The organism is Acidovorax sp. 100, assembly GCF_003688355.1.
Taxonomy (GTDB): Bacteria; Pseudomonadota; Gammaproteobacteria; order Burkholderiales; family Burkholderiaceae_C; genus Acidovorax; species Acidovorax delafieldii.
Map to the genome: position 1 here is coordinate 2,205,543 of NZ_REFD01000001.1, position 18,507 is coordinate 2,224,049.

Here is an 18,507-nt window from a genome sequence, read left to right on the forward strand (position 1 = left end):
GATCAGCGGGGGTAGCTATTGCCCTGGGCGTCGTAGCAGCGGAACACGTTGCACTGTGTGAATTTTTTGGGGGTGGGCGCCGGCGGTTGCACCGGCGTAGGCCGCACCGGGTAATGCGGTGGGGGCACGACGACTACGGGCGTCGTGGTGCTGTTTGACCGTGGGCGTGACTTCTCCACCTCCGCATAGCCCTGAGGGCCCAGGCAGTCCAGGTCGACCTGCCGCTGCGCCGCCTCCACCCGCAGGTTTTGTTCGTAGCCGCCGCCGGTGACGCTGCTCAACACCACATCCAGGTTGCGCCGTGAACGGGCGCACTCCGGGGAGCGTGCGTAGTCTGTGGTTTTGGCAGGAGCGGTCTGGTCGCGTTGTGTATTGCGCCGTGATTCGGTCTCGGCGGCGGTCGCCTCGGCCTGCAAGCGCTGCTGTTTGCGCGCCAGCGCCTCGGCGGCTTCTTCGCGCTCCTGCTGGATCTCCTGCGGAGTTTTGCGGGCCTCCACCTCACGCACGGTGGTGCCGCTGGCGCATTTGCCGTCGGTGTAGGTGACCTTGCCCGTGGCAGCGTCGGTGCAGCGCACCACCTGCGCCTGGGCACCCAATGGAGGTAGTGCGCCCAGAAAGACCACGCACAGGCCGGCGATGAGGGAGTGGGTACGTGGCTTCATGGTGGCTGGAGAGTTGTGGGGGTAGCGGGGTCAGCGCCAGGCCATCACGGCTTGTCCGGGCTGTTGGACTGCTGGCGCGAGCGCCAGTCGTACGGGCTCGGGGTGTAGCTGTCGGGTGCCAGGCGGCCGGGGCGGTTTTCGCGGTTGCGGCGGTCTTCGGCAGCGCGGCGATCCCGTTCGGCCTGCTCCCGGCGGGCCTGGTCCTGTTCTCGGGCTCGGCGATCCAGTTCACGGGCCTGCTGGTCGCGGCGTTCGCGTTCGCGGGCTGCCCGGTCGCGCTCAGCGCGGTCACGGTCACGCTCTCTTTCGCGCCAGTCATTGCGGTTACGGTCGTTGTCCCACCGGTTGTCGTCGCGGTCACGTCCGCCGTAGTAGATGGAGGGCGGTGGCGGCGGGGCCGAATAGATCACGCCAGGCGCACGGTACACAGGCGGCGCCTGGTACACCGGCGGCGGGGCACTGTAGATGTAGCCTGGCTGTTCGTACACCGGGTAGCGCGGAGAGTCGTAATAAGGGTCGCCCGGCACGGTGGCACACCCCGTCACCAGGGCCCCCAGGACCGTGGCGGAAAGAATGCGGGTGATGGTGTAGGTCATGGTGATCAGACTCCGGCCGGGTGGGGGCGTTCCGCCTTGTCCGTAAAGCCCATGAAAAGCGCTCCGGTGGAGCGTTACAAATTTCAGGGGTCTGGCACAGGGGGCCAATCACTTTAGCGCGTGGGGACGGCTTTTGGTTGACTCGGCGCATGCACAGGTGCCGATGGAGGCTGTAACAACCCGTGAATATGGGGCACGCCTGCTGCTTGATATCGTCAAAAATGATAGCTATCAGAGTACGTTTTACGGACGCAATCAACTGATTCAACCAAAAAATCGGACCCCCAAAAAACAAACGGCCCCGCAAGGCCGTTGTGTTCCAGCGGATAGGGCGCCGGTTTACTTGGGCAGTACGCGGCGGATGGTCTCCGCCAGGTCTTCCGCCACAAACTTGGCCACATAGCCATCGGCCCCAACGCTGCGCACATGGTCTTCGTTGGCCGAGCCCGACAGCGAGGAATGGATGACCACCGGCAGCCCATGAAAGCGGGCGTCCTGCTTGATGTTGCGCGTCAGCGTGAAGCCGTCCATCTCCGGCATTTCCAGGTCGGTCAGCACCATGGCCACGCGGTCAAGCACCGTCTTGCCCTCGGCCTCGGCACTTTTGGCGATGGCATTGAGCCGGTCCCAGGCCTCCTTGCCGGATTTCACCATTTCATACGGCGCGTTGAGCACCTTGAGCTCTTGCTCGATGAGCGAGCGGGCCACGAACGAGTCGTCCGCCGCCAGGATGATGCAACCAGGCTTGAGTTTGAGCTTGGCGCCCACCTTTTCCTCTGTGACCTCGTGACCGTCAGAGGGCGAGATCATCTGCAGGATGGCTTCCACGTCCAGTACCTGCGCGAGGCGGGACTCGTCGGTGTTGCCGTCCAGACGGGCAATGCTGGTCACCAGCTTGCCAGCAGCGCCGCTGGTTTCCGCCGACAGCACCTGTTTCCAGTCCAGGCGCACGATGTCTTCCACCGACTCGACCGCAAACGCCTGGGTGGTGCGTGCGTACTCTGTCACCAGCATGATGTTCAGGCCCGTCTGTGGCTTGCAACCCACGATGGAGGGCAGGTCCAGCACCGGAATCACCTGTCCGCGCAGGTTGACCACCCCGAGCGAATGGGCCGTGGTGCCCGCAATCGGCGTGATGCTGGGCATGGCCACGATCTCGCGGATCTTGAAGACATTGATGCCGAACAGCTCGGACTTGCCCAAGGCGCTGTCGATGCCCAGGCGAAACAGCAGCAGCTCGAACTTGTTGGTGCTGGTGAGGTTGGTCCGCTCGTCGATGTCCTGCTGGATGGCTTTCATGTTGGATCCTTCGCGCGGTAATGAAGATACGAAGATACGCGCTTTTACAAATTCTAGGACCCAAACGGCACGCGCAGTGCGCTAAATCTTCAGGCAATACCCGAATAGTGCGCTGCAGCATCCGTGCGTGGCGGCGCCGTCACACCCTGTCCGGCGTGACCGGCTCAAAGTGCACAACGGTGGGGAACGGGTCGTAAAAATGGTGCAGCAGCCGTTTCCACTCCTGGTACTGGGCGGACTGGCGGAAACCCACCTCGTGGTCGGCCAGGGTGGCCCAGCGCACCAGCAGTACATAGTCCTGTGGTCGCTCCATGCAATGCCCCAGCTCATGGGACAGGTAGCCGGGCATGGAGGCAATGATGCGCTGCGCCAGGGCAAACGCCTGCTCAAACGCACTGTTCTGGCCGGGGCGGACGGTGAGGTGGGCAATTTCCAGAATCATGGGGGGTGGCCTGAGGGGTGGATGGGGCAGGGGATCAGACCACATTGCTGCGCTGCGTGGGCTCGGGCTGGGCTGCGGTGGCCTTCATGCCGTCCGCCAGGCGGTGCAGCAGACCGAGCAGGGGCGCGTCCGACGCGTCGCAGGCCAGGCCGATGTGGCGCGAGAAGGCCAGGGGCCCGTCCAGCGGGCGGGTGAGCGCGCGGCGCGCCTGGGCTGCATGCGACTGCGGCACCACGGCCAAGCCCATGCCCGCGTCCACCATGTGCAGCAGCAGCTCCTCGCGCGCGGCGCTGGCCTGCACCTGCAGCGCAATCCCCCGCTCGGCCAGCAGACGGATGAAGGACTGGTGCAGCGGGCAATAGGGCCACTCGATGAGGGGCAGGTTTTCAATGTCTGCCAGTCCAAAGCGCTTCTTGAAGCGCAGCGGGTGCAGCTCGGGCACGAGCATCACATAAGGCTCGTGCCACAGCGGCACAAACGTGTCGCCCGGCGGCTTGCAGTGCTCGGCCACCATGCGCAGCCGCGCTTCTTGCGCGCTGGCGGTGAGCCGCACCATGGTGTGGGGCAGCTCCAGCGCGATGTGTGCGAACAGGGGCGCGGCCTGCTGCACCATCAGGTCGTCCTGCAGGAAGATGCCCAGCGTTTCACGCGGTGCATCGCGAAAGTCGCGCACCATGGCGCTGGACTGGGCCAGCAGGCTGCAGGCGCGGGGGTACAGCCGGTGCGCGGCAGGTGTGGGGGCCAGGCCCTGGCGGCTGCGCTCGAAAAGGGTGGTTTCGAGCGCATCCTCCAGCCCCTTGATGGCCATGCTGATGGACGGCTGCGCCACAAAACAGCGGCGCGATGCGGCCGTGACCGAGCGCTCTTCATAGGCCGCTACAAAGTAGCCCAGGGCGCGCAGGTCAAACAGCATGGTGGCGGAGCCTTTCTTGGATCGGGTTGTCAGACCGGGGTGATGGTGGTGACGGTCTCGCGGAAATAGTCCACCTGGCCGTTCTGCGAATGGCTGGTGATCCAGGTCACGGATTCCACCTCGCGCTGTTGTACCGCATAAAAGAAGCGCTGGTGAAAGTGCGTGAACACCCAGTCATTGCCCAGCGGCTGGCTGTGGGTGTGCAGGATCTCCGTGCCGCGCGGGAACACCTCCACCCCCAGGCGCTGCACCACGGCCATCGCCTCGGCCTTGTTGCGGGCGATTTGCCAACGGGTATCGGCGTCATCGCGGTAGTGGTCGATGCGGAAGTCCACATCGTCGGCAATGGTGGCCAGCAGTGTGGGCACGTCCTGCTGCTCGAAGGCGGTCAGCACGCGGTCGATGGGGAAGATCAGTGGCGGGTTGGTCGTCATGTCGGGTCTCCGGTGGGTGGTGGGGTCAATCCATCAAACAAACCCTGGCCAGGGAGCCGCAAATGTAGGCAGAGCACGGCGCCCACACAACGATGGAATTTGTGGGCCCGTGCGATAAAAAATCGATGGGTGCCGAAGAGCAAGGCTCGGAGTGGCTCACAAAACCCAGCGTAGCGGTTCTGGCCAGGCGCTGCGTCGCAGGCAGTGCGAGCAGTACGACAAGACGCGGCAACGACGCCAGAAGCGTTTTGTTGGCCGCTCTCAGTCCGAAATCCCGGGCACCTGCCGCAGGTAGGCATGCAGTGCCGCAATCGACTGGCGCACCTTGGCGGGCTGGGCATCGCGTTGGGGCGTGACGGCCCAGATGTCCAGCGTGCCAAACGACCAGTCGGGCAGCAGGCGCACCAGCCGCCCGGCCTGCAGTGCTTCGTGCGAATCCATGCTGCCCACCAACGCCAGGCCCAGCCCGGCCTCGCACATCTGCTGGATCGAGAGCTGGTTGTTGCTGGCAATGCGCGGCTCCACCCGCAGTGCGCGCGGCTCGCCGCTGGGACTGCGCAGGTCGACGAGCAACCCACCCCCCTCCCGCGCAAAGCCCAGCCAGCTATGAGACAGCAGCGCATCCGGGTGCTGGGGCACGCCGTGTGCGGCCACCCATTCGGGTGATGCGCACAGGTACCAACTCATGCCCCCCAGGCGCCGGGCCGCCCAGGTCGAATCCGCCAGGCGCCCGTAGCGCACGGCCAGGTCGATGCGGGCGTTGATGAGGTCGATGGTGGAGTCGTCCACCAGCAGCCGCAGGCGCAGCGCCGGGTGCGCGGCCAGCAGTTCACCCAGGGCGGGTGCGATGTGCCGCGCAAAACCCACGGTGGCCGACATCCGCAATTCGCCACTGGGCGCATCGCGGGAGGCGGCCAGCTCGGCGCGCGCTTGCTCCGCCGCCGCCCACATGGCAGCGCAGCGCGCGTGGTAACGCTGGCCCGCCTCGGTGAGCGCTAACTTGCGCGTGGAGCGGTGCAGCAGCGTCACGCCGCCGTCGCTTTCGAGCTTGCGCACCTGCTGGCTCACCGCCGAAGTGCTCATGCCCAGGGCGCGCGCGGCGCCGCTCATCGAGCCGTGCTGCACCACGGCGGCGAAAACAGCCATGCGTTTGAGGTCTTCCATGTGTTCGATTGTGAAGTACAGCTTCAAAGATAAGGCGGTTTTAGCCATCTACCGCCTGTTTTGACAAGCTCCTATTCTCACTACATCACAACTTTGACCCCAAGGACATCGATATGAACATCGCCCTGATTGGCGCCACCGGCTTTGTCGGCTCGGCCGTGCTGAACGAACTGCTGCAACGCGGCCACCGCGTGACCGTGCTGGCCCGCAATCCCGCAAAGCTCACGGCCCGCGAAGGTCTGACCGTGGTCGCCGCAGACGCGCAGGACGCCACCCAGGTGGCCAAGGCCGTTGCAGGCCACGACGCGGTGGTGAGCGCCTACAACCCCGGCTGGACGGTGCCAGACATCCACGACCAGTTCCTCAAAGGCACGCGCGCCATCATCGACGGCACCAAGGCGGCCGGTGTGCGCCGGCTGCTGGTGGTGGGCGGCGCGGGCAGCCTGTTTGTGGCGCCCGGTGTGCAACTGGTGGACACGCCCCAGTTTCCCGCCGAATGGAAGCAGGGCGCCCTGGCCGCGCGCGAGGCGCTGAACTGGATCCGCACCGAAAGCACGCTGGACTGGACCTTCCTCTCTCCCCCCATCCTGCTGCAGCCCGGCGAGCGCACCGGCCAGTACCGCCTGGGCGACGAGGCCCCGCTGATGAACGGCGACCAGCCTGGCAGCATCAGCGTGGCCGACCTGGCGGTGGCGATGGCCGACGAATTGGAGACGCCACGCCATGTGCAAAAGCGGTTCACGGTGGCGAACTGAACAGTGCTCGGGAGTGAATGACTCCTGATTTGATAGCTGCCAGCGCAATATCCACTAGCGCTTGCAGCATCTTTTGCTTCAAATCCTCAGATTCAGCCTGCAAACCACCGCATCGGAACCAGCACTAGCGATGGAAACAGCACCATCAGGAACATCACCGCAAACTGCGCCACCATGAACGGGATGACGCCCCGCGTCACGTCATCCATGCGCATCTTGCCCACGCCCGCCACCACATTCAGCACGGTACCGACTGGCGGGGTGATGAGCCCGATGGCGTTGTTGATGATGAACAGCACGCCGAAGTAGACCGGGTCGATGCCTGCCGCCTTCACCACCGGCATCAGCACGGGCGTGAGGATGAGGATGGTGGGCGTCATGTCCATGGCCGTGCCCACGGCCATCACCAGCACCATGATGGCGATGAGCAGCAGCGTGGGGTGTTCCATCAAGGGCTTGAGCAGGCTCACCAGCTGGCGCGGGATATCCGCCACGGTGATGAGCCAGGCGCTGACCATGGCGGCCGCCACCAGGAACATGATCACGGCGGTGGTCTTGGCGGCACTGATGAATACATCGGTCAGCTGTCGCCAGTGCAGCTCGCGGTAGACCAGCGTGGCCACCAGCAGGGCGTACACGGCAGCGACGGCCGCCGCCTCGGTGGGGGTGAACACGCCCATCTTCAAGCCCACGATCACGATCACCGGCAGGAACAGTGCCCAGGTCGATTCCCTGAGCGCCTGCAGCTTTTCGGCGGTGGACGCCTTGGGCGGTGGCGTGACGTTTTCGCGCTGCGAGACCCAGTACCAGGTGATGGCAATCGCCACTCCCATCAGCAGCCCCGGCACGATGCCGGCCAGGAACAGCTTGCTGATCGACACGTTGGCCGCCACGCCAAACACCACGAAGCCGATGGAGGGCGGAATGACCGGTGCGATGATGCCCGCCGAGGCGATGAGTCCGCCCGCTCGTGCCTTGTCGTGCCCGGCCTTCACCATCATGGGCAGCAGCAGGGCTGCCAGTGCCGCCGTGTCGGCCACGGCCGAGCCCGACAGCGCCGCCAGCATGCAGGCCGCGAGGATGGCCACAAAGCCCAGCCCGCCGCGCTTGTGCCCCACCAGCGTGAGCGCGAGCTTGACGATGCGCTGCGACAGCCCACCCACGTTCATGATCTCGCCCGCCAGCATGAAGAAGGGCACGGCCAGCAGCGGAAAGCTGTCGGCGCCGTTGATCACGTTCTGCGCCAGGATCTGTGCGTCAAACAGGTCCAGGTGCCACATCAGCGCGACGCCGGACACCAGCAGCGCGTAGGCAATCGGCACGCCAATGGCCATGGCGGCCAGCAGGGAGCCGAGGAAGATAAAAACGGTCATGGGAGAGCGCTCCAGGTCATTGCGGTGTGGGGCTCACGGGCGCGAGGCCGTGGGCGCGGGGGCTGCGTGTGGCAGCTGGCTGCCCACGGCGGCCAGTTCTTCGGACTCGGAGATCTGCACCAGTTCGCTGTCCGGCATCTGCCCCGACACAATGCGCCACAGGTCCAGCGCCAGCAGCAGGCCCGCCGCCACGGCAAACACCACGCCCGACGCATAGAAGATGGCCATGGACGCACCCGTGACCGGTGCATCCACATCCCAGTTGATGCGCGCCTGCGCCAGCGCGCCGCTGAACAGCAGCCAGGTGCACCAGATCATCAGCGTGTAGCTCAGTGCCAGGCAGATGCGCTGGCCCAGCGGCGGCAGGCGCGCCAGCAGAAAGTCCGTGCCCAGGTGGCCCCGCTCGCGCACCGCCACGATGGCGCCCAGAAAGGTGATCCACACAAACAGCCAGCGCGAGACCTCCTCGCTGATGGCAATGCCGGAGTTGAACGCATAGCGCAGCACCACGTTGCCGAACACCATGGCGACCATCACGGCCAGCGCGAGCGCGATGAGCAGGTTGATCCAGCGGCAGCAGCGGTCGATGAAGGCATTCAGCATGGGTGTCTCCTGTTTTTCTTTTTCAGTCAGAGGGCCGTGCCCTGCAGCAGCCCGCGCTGCGCCAGGTTGGCCATGAAGGCGCGCAGGCCAAAGCGCCAGGGCGGGGCGGCCTCGCTGTGGGTCACGCGGTTGTGCAAGCCGCCCAGCCAGGCGCTCTGGATGGACACCAGGTCGCCCAGGTGGTGGGTGAAGCCGCCGCCCGGCTGGTCGCGGTCTTCGATGGGCGCGAACAGCGTGCCCATGAACAGCATGAACCCATCCGGGTACTGGTGCGCGGCCAGCGTCTGTGCCACCAGGTCGGTGGGGTCGCGGCTGATGCTGGCCATGGTGTTGATGCCGCGCAGCTCAAAGCCGTCCGTGCCCGCCACGCGCAGGTGCACGGTTTCATTGCGCACCTGTTCCAGCCCGAAGCTCGCGTCGAACAGGCGGATGAACGGGCCCAGCGCGCACGATGCGTTGTTGTCCTTGGCCTTGCCCAGCAGCAGGGCGCTGCGGCCCTCGATGTCGCGCAGGTTCACGTCATTGCCCAGCGTGGCGCCCACGATCTGGCCCCGGCTGTTCACGGCCAGCACCACCTCGGGCTCGGGGTTGTTCCAGGCCGAATCGGAGCGGATGCCGATGTCGTCGCCGCAGCCCACCGAGGCCAGCACCGGTGCCTTGGTGAACACCTCGGCATCGGGGCCAATGCCCACCTCCAGGTATTGCGACCACAGGCCTTTGTCTTGCAACAGCGCTTTCAGGCGCATGGCCTCGGGCGAGCCCGGGCGGATGTCCGCCAGGTTCTGGCCGATCAGGCCGATGACCTGGGTGCGCAGGCCCTGCGCGCGGGTGGCGTCGCCGCGCGCCTGCTCTTCGATCACGCGCTCGATGAGGCTGGCCGCAAATGTCACGCCTGCGGCCTTCACCACCTGCAGGTCGCAAGGGGCTAGCAGCCAGGGGCGCGTGGTGTCGCGTGTGCCGGGCAGGCTGTTGGCCAGCAGGTCGTCCACGCTGCACAGGTATTGGCCGCTGGCTGCACGCACTGCCTCGGCGGGCGCCAGTGTGTCGAGCAGCGTGCTCATGGTGGGGTAGTGCGCGCTGAGGTCAAACACACCTTCGGGCCGCAGTGCCACCACCGCCGGGCCGGGCACAGCACCTTGGGGGGCCCACACACGGCCCACCAGCGTGCCCTGCACGCCATCGTCGGGAAGCACTTGCAATGCGGCCTGGGGCGCACGGGCCCGTTCGGCAACTGCCGCTGCCGTCATGTTGTTCATGGAGAGTCCTTCGAAAAGTCCGGGAAGGCGCCAGTGGCCTACCCGCTCGTTGTCAGTGGTTGTGGCGTGGCGTCTTTTCGGAGATGCGCTGAAATTCCAGCGCAAAGTCCAGCGTGGCGCCATCGGCCAATTGCCCTGTTTTCTCGCGGTACAGCGCCTCCCAGGGCGACTGGCTCGCGGGCACGGGTGGGGCGGGCAGGTCGCGTTGTCGGCGCGCGATTTCCTCGGGGGCGACCAGCGCCTCGCAGCGACCGGTGTTCAGGTCGATGCGGATGGTGTCGCCGCTTTGCAGCCAGGACAGGCCCCCGCCCACGGCGCTCTCGGGCGATGCGTTGAGGATGGAAGGGCTGTCTGCCGTGCCCGACTGGCGTCCGTCGCCCAGCGTGGGCAGGGTGTTGATGCCACGCCGGATCAGCGCATCGGGCGGCTGCATGTTCACCACTTCGGCCGAGCCCGGCCAGCCGATGGGGCCCGCGCCGCGCATCACCAGGATGCAGCCTTCGTCGATGTTCAGTGCCGGGTCGTTGATGCGGGCGTGGTAGTCGTCCGCACCTTCAAACACCACAGCACGGGCTTCAAAGATGCCTTCCGCGCCCGGCTGGCTGAGGTAGCGCTGGCGAAAGGCTTCGGAGATCACCGAGGTTTTCATGATCCCGAAGTCGAACAGGTTGCCGCTGAGCACCATGAACCCCGCCTTGTGCATGAGCGGGTTGCTGAAGGGGCGGATCACATCACGGTCGTGGGTCTCGCGGCCTTGCAGGTTCTCGCCCACCGTCTTGCCGGTCACGCTGGCGCAGTCGGCATGTAGCTTGCCCGCCTGCTGCAGCTCCCACATCAGCGCGGGCACACCGCCTGCGCGGAAGAAGCGCTCGCCCAGAAACTGGCCCGCAGGCTGCATGTTCAGCAGCAGGGGCAGGTCGTAGGCGTGGTTGGTCCAGTCTTGCGCGTCCAGCTGCACGCCCGCGTGGCGCGCCATGGCCATGATGTGCACCTGCGCGTTGCTACTGCCGCCGGCCACGCTGACCACCGAGAGCGCGTTCAGAAAGCTCTCGCGCGTCAGGATGCGCGAGGGGCGGAGGTCTTCATACGCCATTTCCACGATGCGACGCCCGGTCTCGTAGGCCATCTGGCCGCGCTCGCGGTAGGGCGCTGGAATGGCCGAGCAGCCCGGCAGCGACAGGCCCAGCGCCTCGGCCACGGCGTTCATGGTCGATGCCGTGCCCATGGTGTTGCAGTGCCCGGCCGAGGGCGCGCTGTTGCAGGCGCGCTGCAAGAATTCTTCCTCATCAATCTCGCCCGCCGCGAGCTGGCGGCGGCTGCGCCAGATCACGGTGCCCGAGCCCACCAGCTGCCCTTCGTGCCAGCCGTCCAGCATCGGCCCGCCCGAGAGCACGATGGCCGGGATGTCCACGGTGGACGCGGCCATGATGCCTGCAGGCGTGGTTTTGTCGCAGCCCGTGGTCAGCACCACGGCATCGATGGGGTAGCCGTACAGGATCTCCACCAGCCCCAGATAGGCCAGGTTGCGGTCCAGCGCGGCCGTGGGGCGGCGGCAGTTTTCAAAGATGGGGTGGACGGGGAACTCCATCGGAATCCCGCCCGCATCGCGGATGCCGTCGCGCACGCGGCGCGCCAGGTCCAGGTGGATGCGGTTGCAGGGCGACAGGTCGCTGCCCGTCTGCGCAATGCCGATGATGGGCCGGCCCGAGCGCAGCTCTTCGGGCGTGAGCCCGTAGTTCATGAACCGCTCCAGATACAGCGCGGTCATGTCCGAGCGCTCGGGCGCGGCAAACCATTCGCGGGAGCGGAAGGGGCGGCGGGGTGTTTGGGTCATGGGGTCGGGGCGTCGCAACAGAGGGGCTGGACGCAGCCGGAAGCTGCGCCCTAGGGAACGAACCAAGCGCTTACTTGCTGCCCCGTGCCTTGGCCAGCTCGCCCATCATTTCGTTGGTGGTCTCTTCACCAAACTCCTTGCCGTACTTGGCCAGCACGGGCTGCAGCTTGGTGCGCAGCTTGGCCTGCTCGGCGGCGGGCAGCTCGGTGATCTGCATACCCGCCTTCTTCAGCTCGCCCAGGGCGGTTTCGCTGAAGGCGCGGATGGTCTTGCGCTCGAACAGCGTGGCCTCGCGCGCAGCCTCCTGCACGATCTTGCGCTCGTCGGCCGAGAGGCCGTCCCAGGTCTTCTTGGAGATGAGCAGCACCCAGGCGCTGTACATGTGGCGCGACAGCACCAGATGCTTTTGCACCTCATAGAACTTGCTGGCCAGGATGGTGGCGGGCGGGTTTTCCTGCCCGTCCACGGCAGACTGCTCCATGGCCGTGTACAGCTCGGTGAACGGCATGGGCGTGGCGTTGGTGCCCAGGGCATTGAAGGTGTCGAGGAACAAGGGGCTCTGGATCACGCGCAGCTTCAGTCCCGCCAGGTCGTCCGCCTTGTTGATGGGGCGGCGCGAGTTGGTCACATGGCGGAAGCCGTTTTCCCAGAAGCCCAGGCCGATCAGGCCCTTGTCGGGCAGCATGGCCAGCAGCTTCTGGCCGAAGGGGCCGTCCAGCACCGCGTCGGCTTCTGCCTCGGTGTTGAAGGTGAGCGGCAGGTTCAGCACGCCAAAGGGCTTGATCAGCGACATCAGCGTGGACGAATCCGGAATCGTCATCTCCAGCGTGCCGCCGCGCAGGGCCGAGGTCATGCTCACGTCGTTGCCCAGCGCGCCGCTGGCAAACAGCTTGGCGTTCATCTTGCCGCCGCTCTTGGCCTGCAGGCGCTCGGCAAAGTGGCGCACGGCCTGGGCCTGCGGGTGGTCGTCGCTCAGGCCGATGCCGACCTTGAAGGTGTGTTCCTTGACTTGGGCCGAGACGGGTGCGGCGAGGGCGGCCAGCAGCGTGGCGGCGAGTGCCAAGGATTTGGCGAGTGATGTGAATTGCATGGTGTCTTGTCTCCGTTGGAATGGCTGACCCCGCTGGCGAGGCCGTCGGCGTGTGCAGCTTTTTTGGGCAAGCCGTCATGAACGCAAAGCGAAGGTTAGGTTTCGCGCCCTGCCGGGTCCACTGAATGTTTTGCGACAATCCATTCCAAACGCTTATGAGTCCAGACGAATTTCCGGGTAAACCCTTGTCTTTGGCGCAGGCCTGCGCGCGGCTGCGCTTTCGGCATTTGCAGTTTCTGGACATCCTGGGCCGTACGCGCAACCTGCGGCTGACGGCCGAGCAGATGCACGTCACGCAGCCTGCGGCCACCAAGATCCTGATGGACATCGAGGAGATCCTGGAGGCGCGTTTGTTTGACCGCCTCTCGCGCGGCATGCGGCCCAACGAGCTGGGGCTTTTTACGTTGCGCTACGCCAGCGCGGCGCTCGATGGGCAGCGCAAGTTTGTCGATGAATTCAACGCCCTCAAGCAGGGCGGCCACGGCCATGTAACGGTGGGCGCCATCACCGGGTCAGCCGCGCATGTGCTGGTGGCGTCGGTGGTGGAGATCCAGCGCCTGCGGCCCCTGCTGGTCATCAAGATCCTGGAGCAGAGCAGCGACCAGCTCATCGCCTGGCTGGCCGAGCGCAAGATCGACCTGATGATCGGCCGCTTCACCACCGAGGACCAGCGCAGCCAGTTCCACTACGAGCACCTGTCGGCCGAGCCGCTGCATGTGGTGGGCGGGCAGCACCACCCGCTGCGCGGCGCCACCGACCTGTCGCTGACCGAGCTGGCCCACTGGCCCTGGATTCTGTACCCCGCCTCCACGGCGGTGCGCAAGGTGTCGGACGACTTGTTCGGCGGCGCGGGCCTGGCGCTCACGGCGGGGGTGGTGGAGACGCCGTCCTTCCTGTTTGCGCTGGAGCTGATGAACACCACCCACATGATGTCGCTGCAGCCCGCTGCGCTGATCCAGAAATATGTGGACCGGGGCCTGCTCTCGCGCATTCCCGTCGAGCTGCCCGACCGCATGCCCAGCTATGGCCTCATCACCCGCCTGGGCGAGCCGCCCACACCCTCGGCACAGGCCTTCATCGAGGTGTTGCGCGACACGGCGGGTGTGGCGCCGGACGTTGTGGGGGAGTAGCAAGGCCCGCGCTATGCATGGCGTTTTTCGATAACCAATGGTTATTGGAAGTTGGGGCCGCCAAGCCCTGCCGTTATGCTCTGCGCCCTTTCCCGCCATCCAGACCTTTTTCTCCATGACCGACGCACCCGACACGCCCGACACCATCCAGGAACCCCGCTACTGGAGCGACGGGCGCTGGACGGCGCAGGTCATCAAGAACGAAGACGACGATGGCTGGGCCGTGTCCATGACGCTGAAGGGCGAGGCCGAACCCGCGCTGGTGGGCCCCTGGACCATGGGCCGCGACAAGAAGAACCCCAAGCCGCTCGATGTGTCGGCCTTCCACACCCTGGTCAAGACCGCCAGCGAAGTGGTGCGCCGCCACGAGCAGCAACTCCACGCGCAGCTGAACAAGAGCATTCACATCACCACCGCAGACGGCCAGCGCCTGCGCGTGGCGCTGGCCATCGTGCCCGATGACGAAGGCGCCACGGCCACGCTGAGCGCGCAGGACGAGCTGGGTGAAGAGGTTGCCCGTGCGTCCGCCCCGCCCACCTTCAAGCTCACGCCTGCCAGCGCAGCGGCCTGGGCCGAAGGCGGGTTTCAGCGCGTGCGCTTAGCAGACTTCGGCGTTCAACACGGCCCCATCCGCAGAAACTGGCACTGCCAGTGCAGGCAATCGCCTGCGCGACGGCGTGCCGCGTGCCCGCCGCCTAAAATCCCACCCGTCGGCCCCGGATGACCTTCGGGGCCGACAGCGTTCTCAGGGCGGGGCGGAATTCCCCACCGGCGGTATTTGTTGGCTGAAAAGTCGGCAACAGCCCGCGAGCGCCTGCGGTTCCGTTCTTCGGATTGGCCTGCAGGGTCAGCAGATCTGGTGCGAAACCAGAGCCGACGGTCACAGTCCGGATGAAAGAGATCGCGAAACCCACAGCTCCCGCCATGGGTGGCTGGGCCCTCGGCGTTTGCCTGCGTGCTTTGTTGCGCGCTGGCATGGCGCAGGGCCTGCGCCGCCCTGTGCAGGTGCCGTGTTCGCGCGCGCCCTGATTCTGGCCAACCCTGTTCTGAGGAACCCATGAATCAGTCTTCTTCACCTTCCGTTTCCCCCCTGGCTCCCGTCGCCGCCCACCGTGGCGCCCGCGTGGCCATCATCAGTGCCAGCTGGCACCAGGACATCGTGCACCAGGCCCGCGACGCGGCCCTGGCCGAGTTTGACCGCCACGGCCTGCCCCCCGCGCAGGTGGCGCTGTTCGATGTGCCCGGCGCGTTCGAGATTCCGCTGCTGGCACGCAAGCTCGCGCGCAGCGGGCGCTACGACGCCATCGTGGCCTGTGCGTTGGTGGTCAACGGCGGCATCTACCGTCACGAGTTCGTCACCACCGCCGTCATCGACGGCCTGATGCGCGTGCAGCTCGACACCGAGGTGCCCGTGATGTCGGCCGTGCTCACGCCGCGCGACTTCCACGACCACGAGGACCATGTGCGCTTCTTCCGCGAGCATTTTGTGAAGAAGGGCACCGAGGTGGCCCAGGCCTGCCTGCAGACCATGGCCTACCTGCGCAAGCTGGCCTCGCCCACGCTGGCCACCGTGCAGCAGGCAACCCCTGCGCTGGCTGAAGCCTGAGAAGGTACTATTTGCTACTATTTATGTAGCTGTTGGCGCATGATGCACTAGCGCTTCAAGCCGATTTGGCTTGAAATGGCTGCGCCACTTCAGCCTGCGGCCAACCGGGGCTGGTGGTGGCCCTGTGCGGGCATGCTGGCCTCCCTGGGGGTGTTGGCGTCGGTGTCTGCCAGCCGGAACACCGCCACTGCCTGCACCAGCTGCTGCGCCTGCACCTTGAGGCTGTCGGCGGCGGCGGCGCTCTGTTCGACCAGCGCTGCGTTCTGCTGCGTGGCCTGGTCCATTTCGGTGATGGCGTCCCCTACCTGGGCCACACCGGCGCTTTGCTCGCTGCTGGCAGCGCTGATCTCGCCCACGATGTCGGTCACGCGGCGGATGGCGCTCACCACCTGGTTCATCGTGGCGCCCGCCTTGTCCACCAGCGTGGTGCCCAGTTCCACGCGCTCCACGCTGGCGTGGATCAGGGTCTTGATCTCCTTGGCGGCCTCGGCACTGCGCTGCGCGAGGCTGCGCACCTCACCGGCCACTACCGCAAAGCCCCGGCCTTGTTCACCTGCGCGTGCGGCCTCTACGGCGGCGTTCAGCGCCAGGATGTTGGTCTGGAAGGCGATGCCGTCGATCACGCTGATGATGTCGGCGATCTTGCGGCTGCTGTCGTTGATGCCCTTCATGGTCGTCACCACCTCGGCCACCACATCACCGCCCTGCACGGCCACGGTGCTGGCGCTCACGGCCAGCTGGTTGGCGGTGCGCGCGTTTTCGGCGTTGGCCTGCACGGTGGAGCTGAGTTCTTCCATCGATGCCGATGTTTGCTCCAGCGCGCTGGCCTGCTGTTCGGTGCGGGCGCTCAGGTCGTTGTTGCCCTGCGCGATTTCGGTGCTGGCGGCGGCCACGCTGTCGGCGTTGTTGCGCACATTGCTCACCACGTGCGACAGGCTGATCTGCATGTCGTGCAAGGCATTGAGCAGCAGTGCGATCTCGTCCTTGCCCTGCACGTGCCGCGCCACCGTCAGGTCGCCGCTGGCCACGGCCTGCGACACGCGCACCGCGTTGTCCAGCGGGTTCACCACGGTGCGGCTGAAGGCAATGGCGCCTGCTATGCCCAGCGCGCACACCACCAGCATCACCACCAGGCTGATGGTGGTGGCGCGCTGCGCAGTGGCGGCGGCACGTTCGGCCACGGCGCTGCTGGCCTTGGCGATCAGGTCGCCCGCCTGGTCCAGCAGTTGTGAGGGCTCGCGGTCCATGCCCGCCACGGCCTTGTCGCCCGCTTGCGGGTCGTGGTCGGCCGCCTTGAAGGTTTCAAACCCCTTGCGGTAGGCGGTGCCCATGCGTTCGTGGGCCTGGGCAAACTGCAACACGCGTTCGCGGCCCTCCCCCGGGGGCAGGGCGGCGACGAGCTTTTGCGCATCGTCCTTGATGGCCTGTTCCTGCTTTTCAAACGCGGCCCAGTAGCGCGTGAGCTGGGCCGGGTCCTTGCCACGCAGCAGCACGTTTTTCCACTCCTGCACCTGCACCTTGAAGTTGTTGAGCATGCCCGCCGCCATGCGCTCGTGCTCGAAGCTCTGGGCCACGGTGGTCTGGTAGGTGTCGAGCGCCTGGTTCAGGCGGCTGATGCCAAACAGGGCCGCTGCAAACAGCAAGAGCAGCGACACGGTGAAGGCCAGGGGGAGCTTGAGGCTGAGCTTCATGAGGAACTCCTTGAGGGTCCAGAAACGCCGCAGTGCTGGGCCATGGGCCCAGCACCCTGGTCCAGCGGCGCGCCGTGCGCGGGGCCGCAGACAGGGTGTCTTTGGGATTATGGAGACGGATGTAATTTTTTGTACATGTCTTTTTTGCCGTGGGGCCGAGGCAAGCGGCTCCTAGTCCCTCGCTTTGTCATCCGATGGATAGCGGATAGCGCAAGCCAGACAAGCGCCAGGGGCCGGTGCAATGCAGACAGCACAAACAAAACGGCCTTGCCGGTGAGGGCAAGGCCGTGCAGTGGTCAGGGCATGGCGCAGGCCGATGCCGCGAGGGTCTGGCTACAAAACCCCGCTGGCCCGCAGTGCCGCGATGCGCGCTGGGTCCAGCCCCATCTCGCGCAACACCTCGTCGGTGTGCTGGCCCAGTGCCGGCGGCGCATTGCGCAGCACGGGTGGGGTGGCCGACAGGCGCAGCGGGCTGGCCACGCCGGTGATCTGCAACACGTTGTCGGTGGCGGCCTCGCCGTCCTTCCAGCGCGGCAGCGTCACGGCCAGGCCACGGGCCTGCACCTGCGCGTCGTCAAACGCCTGGGCGATGGTGTTGATGGGGCCGCAAGGCACGGCCTTGTCTTCCAGCAGCGTGATCCAGTCGGCTGTGGTGCGCGTGCGGGTCACGGCCTCCATGGCGGGGATCAGCGCGGTGCGGTTTTGTACGCGCAGCGTGTTGGTGGCAAAGCGCGGGTCGCTGGCCCACTGGGGCTGCTCGGCGGCGGCGCAAAAGCGCAGGAACTGGCCGTCGTTGCCAATGGCCAGCAGCATGTTGCCGTCCTGCGTGGGGAAGTCCTGGTAGGGCGCGAGGCTGGGGTGGCTGTTGCCCATGCGGCCGGGCGCCTTGCCGGTGGCGAGGAACCCCGACGCCTGGTTGGCCAGCACGGCCATGCCCACATCGAGCAGTGCCATGTCGATGTGCTGGCCCTGGCCGGTGCCGTTCACCGCGTTGTCGCGCACGTGCAGCGCGGCCAGGATGGCGTTGCTGGCGTACAGGCCGGTGAACAGGTCGATGACGGCCACGCCCACGCGCATGGGGCCGCCGCCGGGCTGGCTGTCGGCCTGGCCGGTGATGCTCATCAGGCCCGTCATGGCCTGCACCATCAGGTCGTAGCCCGCGCGCTCGGCGTAGGGGCCGTCTTGCCCGAAGCCGGTGACGGAGCAGTAGATGAGGCGCGGGTTGAGCGCGCGCAGGCTCTCATGGTCCAGGCCGTATTGCTTCAGGCCACCGACCTTGAAGTTCTCCACCACGATGTCGGCCTCTTGCGCCATCTGTCGGATGAGCGCCTGCCCGTCGGGCGAGGCCATGTCGATGGTGACGGAACGCTTGTTGCGATTGCAGGCGGTGTAGTAGCTGGCCTGGTTGGTGTCGTTGCCCTCTGCGTCCTTCAAGAAGGGCGGGCCCCACTGGCGCGTGTCGTCGCCCACACCGGGGCGCTCCACCTTGACCACGTCCGCGCCCAGGTCGGCCAGGATCTGCGTGCACCACGGCCCGGCCAGCACGCGGGAGAGGTCGAGCACCTTGATGCCTGCGAGGGCGCCGGGAGAGGTAGAGGGGGTGGTCATGGTGTGGTGTACTATGAAATTGATAGCTGTCAGCGCATGATTGACTAGCGC

The 18,507-nt window shown here is 66.3% G+C and carries 17 protein-coding genes, 1 pseudogene and 1 riboswitch; of the genes and pseudogenes, 4 read left to right on the top strand and 14 right to left on the bottom strand.

Annotated features, from left to right (window positions below; genetic code table 11):
• Positions 1-2: 2 nt before the first annotated feature.
• From C8C96_RS10225 to C8C96_RS10255, 7 genes are all read right to left on the bottom strand, one after another.
• Positions 3-662, bottom strand: coding sequence for a DUF4124 domain-containing protein (locus C8C96_RS10225; RefSeq protein WP_121942241.1), 660 nt, complete (start codon positions 660-662; stop codon positions 3-5).
• Between the two features lie 44 nt (positions 663-706).
• Positions 707-1,258: a hypothetical protein gene (locus C8C96_RS10230; RefSeq protein WP_121942242.1), complete on the bottom strand. Its 552-nt coding sequence runs from the start codon at positions 1,256-1,258 to the stop codon at positions 707-709.
• 339 nt (positions 1,259-1,597) lie between these two features.
• On the bottom strand, positions 1,598-2,557 hold the full coding sequence (locus C8C96_RS10235) for a chemotaxis protein (protein ID WP_015015359.1): 960 nt from the start codon (positions 2,555-2,557) through the stop codon (positions 1,598-1,600).
• Between the two features lie 139 nt (positions 2,558-2,696).
• Positions 2,697-2,999, bottom strand: a complete 303-nt coding sequence (locus tag C8C96_RS10240; RefSeq protein WP_121942243.1) for an antibiotic biosynthesis monooxygenase — start codon at positions 2,997-2,999, stop codon at positions 2,697-2,699.
• Between the two features lie 34 nt (positions 3,000-3,033).
• On the bottom strand, positions 3,034-3,912 hold the full coding sequence (locus C8C96_RS10245) for a LysR family transcriptional regulator (protein ID WP_121942244.1): 879 nt from the start codon (positions 3,910-3,912) through the stop codon (positions 3,034-3,036).
• Positions 3,913-3,941: 29 nt separating this feature from the next.
• Positions 3,942-4,346: a hypothetical protein gene (locus C8C96_RS10250; protein ID WP_121942245.1), complete on the bottom strand. Its 405-nt coding sequence runs from the start codon at positions 4,344-4,346 to the stop codon at positions 3,942-3,944.
• 261 nt (positions 4,347-4,607) lie between these two features.
• A complete protein-coding gene (locus C8C96_RS10255) occupies positions 4,608-5,510 on the bottom strand; it encodes a LysR family transcriptional regulator (RefSeq protein ID WP_121942246.1) in 903 nt (300 codons plus the stop codon).
• A 113-nt stretch (positions 5,511-5,623) separates the two neighbouring features.
• Between C8C96_RS10255 and C8C96_RS10260 the strand changes: the two genes are divergently transcribed.
• Positions 5,624-6,265: an NAD(P)-dependent oxidoreductase gene (locus tag C8C96_RS10260; RefSeq protein WP_121942247.1), complete on the top strand. Its 642-nt coding sequence runs from the start codon at positions 5,624-5,626 to the stop codon at positions 6,263-6,265.
• Positions 6,266-6,357: 92 nt separating this feature from the next.
• On the opposite strand, the gene C8C96_RS10265 is transcribed toward C8C96_RS10260, so the two are convergent.
• From C8C96_RS10265 to C8C96_RS10285, 5 genes are all read right to left on the bottom strand, one after another.
• Entirely contained in the window at positions 6,358-7,638 is a 1,281-nt protein-coding gene (locus C8C96_RS10265; RefSeq protein ID WP_121942248.1) for a TRAP transporter large permease subunit, read from the bottom strand.
• A 33-nt stretch (positions 7,639-7,671) separates the two neighbouring features.
• Positions 7,672-8,241, bottom strand: coding sequence for a TRAP transporter small permease (locus C8C96_RS10270; protein ID WP_121942249.1), 570 nt, complete (start codon positions 8,239-8,241; stop codon positions 7,672-7,674).
• Between the two features lie 26 nt (positions 8,242-8,267).
• Complete coding sequence (locus C8C96_RS10275; protein ID WP_199737462.1) at positions 8,268-9,497, bottom strand: fumarylacetoacetate hydrolase family protein; 1,230 nt, start codon at positions 9,495-9,497, stop codon at positions 8,268-8,270.
• A gap of 52 nt (positions 9,498-9,549) precedes the next feature.
• A complete protein-coding gene (locus tag C8C96_RS10280) occupies positions 9,550-11,331 on the bottom strand; it encodes an IlvD/Edd family dehydratase (protein WP_121942250.1) in 1,782 nt (593 codons plus the stop codon).
• Between the two features lie 70 nt (positions 11,332-11,401).
• Positions 11,402-12,421 carry a TRAP transporter substrate-binding protein gene (locus C8C96_RS10285; protein ID WP_121942251.1) on the bottom strand — a complete coding sequence of 340 codons (1,020 nt, stop codon included), beginning with the start codon at positions 12,419-12,421 and terminating at the stop codon, positions 11,402-11,404.
• 155 nt (positions 12,422-12,576) lie between these two features.
• Between C8C96_RS10285 and C8C96_RS10290 the strand changes: the two genes are divergently transcribed.
• The 3 genes and pseudogenes from C8C96_RS10290 (at position 12,577) to C8C96_RS10300 (ending at position 15,157) form a co-directional block, all read left to right on the top strand.
• Complete coding sequence (locus tag C8C96_RS10290) at positions 12,577-13,551, top strand: LysR family transcriptional regulator (protein WP_121942252.1); 975 nt, start codon at positions 12,577-12,579, stop codon at positions 13,549-13,551.
• Between the two features lie 115 nt (positions 13,552-13,666).
• Positions 13,667-14,149: pseudogene (locus C8C96_RS10295) on the top strand (hypothetical protein); the annotation flags it as partial.
• A gap of 139 nt (positions 14,150-14,288) precedes the next feature.
• A riboswitch (FMN riboswitch) is annotated at positions 14,289-14,458 on the top strand.
• Positions 14,459-14,608: 150 nt separating this feature from the next.
• Positions 14,609-15,157, top strand: coding sequence for a 6,7-dimethyl-8-ribityllumazine synthase (locus C8C96_RS10300; protein ID WP_056066768.1), 549 nt, complete (start codon positions 14,609-14,611; stop codon positions 15,155-15,157).
• Between the two features lie 89 nt (positions 15,158-15,246).
• Here C8C96_RS10300 and C8C96_RS10305 read toward each other — a convergent pair whose 3' ends face one another.
• Positions 15,247-16,848, bottom strand: a complete 1,602-nt coding sequence (locus C8C96_RS10305) for a methyl-accepting chemotaxis protein (RefSeq protein WP_233584212.1) — start codon at positions 16,846-16,848, stop codon at positions 15,247-15,249.
• A 333-nt stretch (positions 16,849-17,181) separates the two neighbouring features.
• Entirely contained in the window at positions 17,182-18,456 is a 1,275-nt protein-coding gene (locus tag C8C96_RS10310; RefSeq protein WP_121942253.1) for a CaiB/BaiF CoA-transferase family protein, read from the bottom strand.
• Between the last annotated feature and the right edge of the window lie 51 nt (positions 18,457-18,507).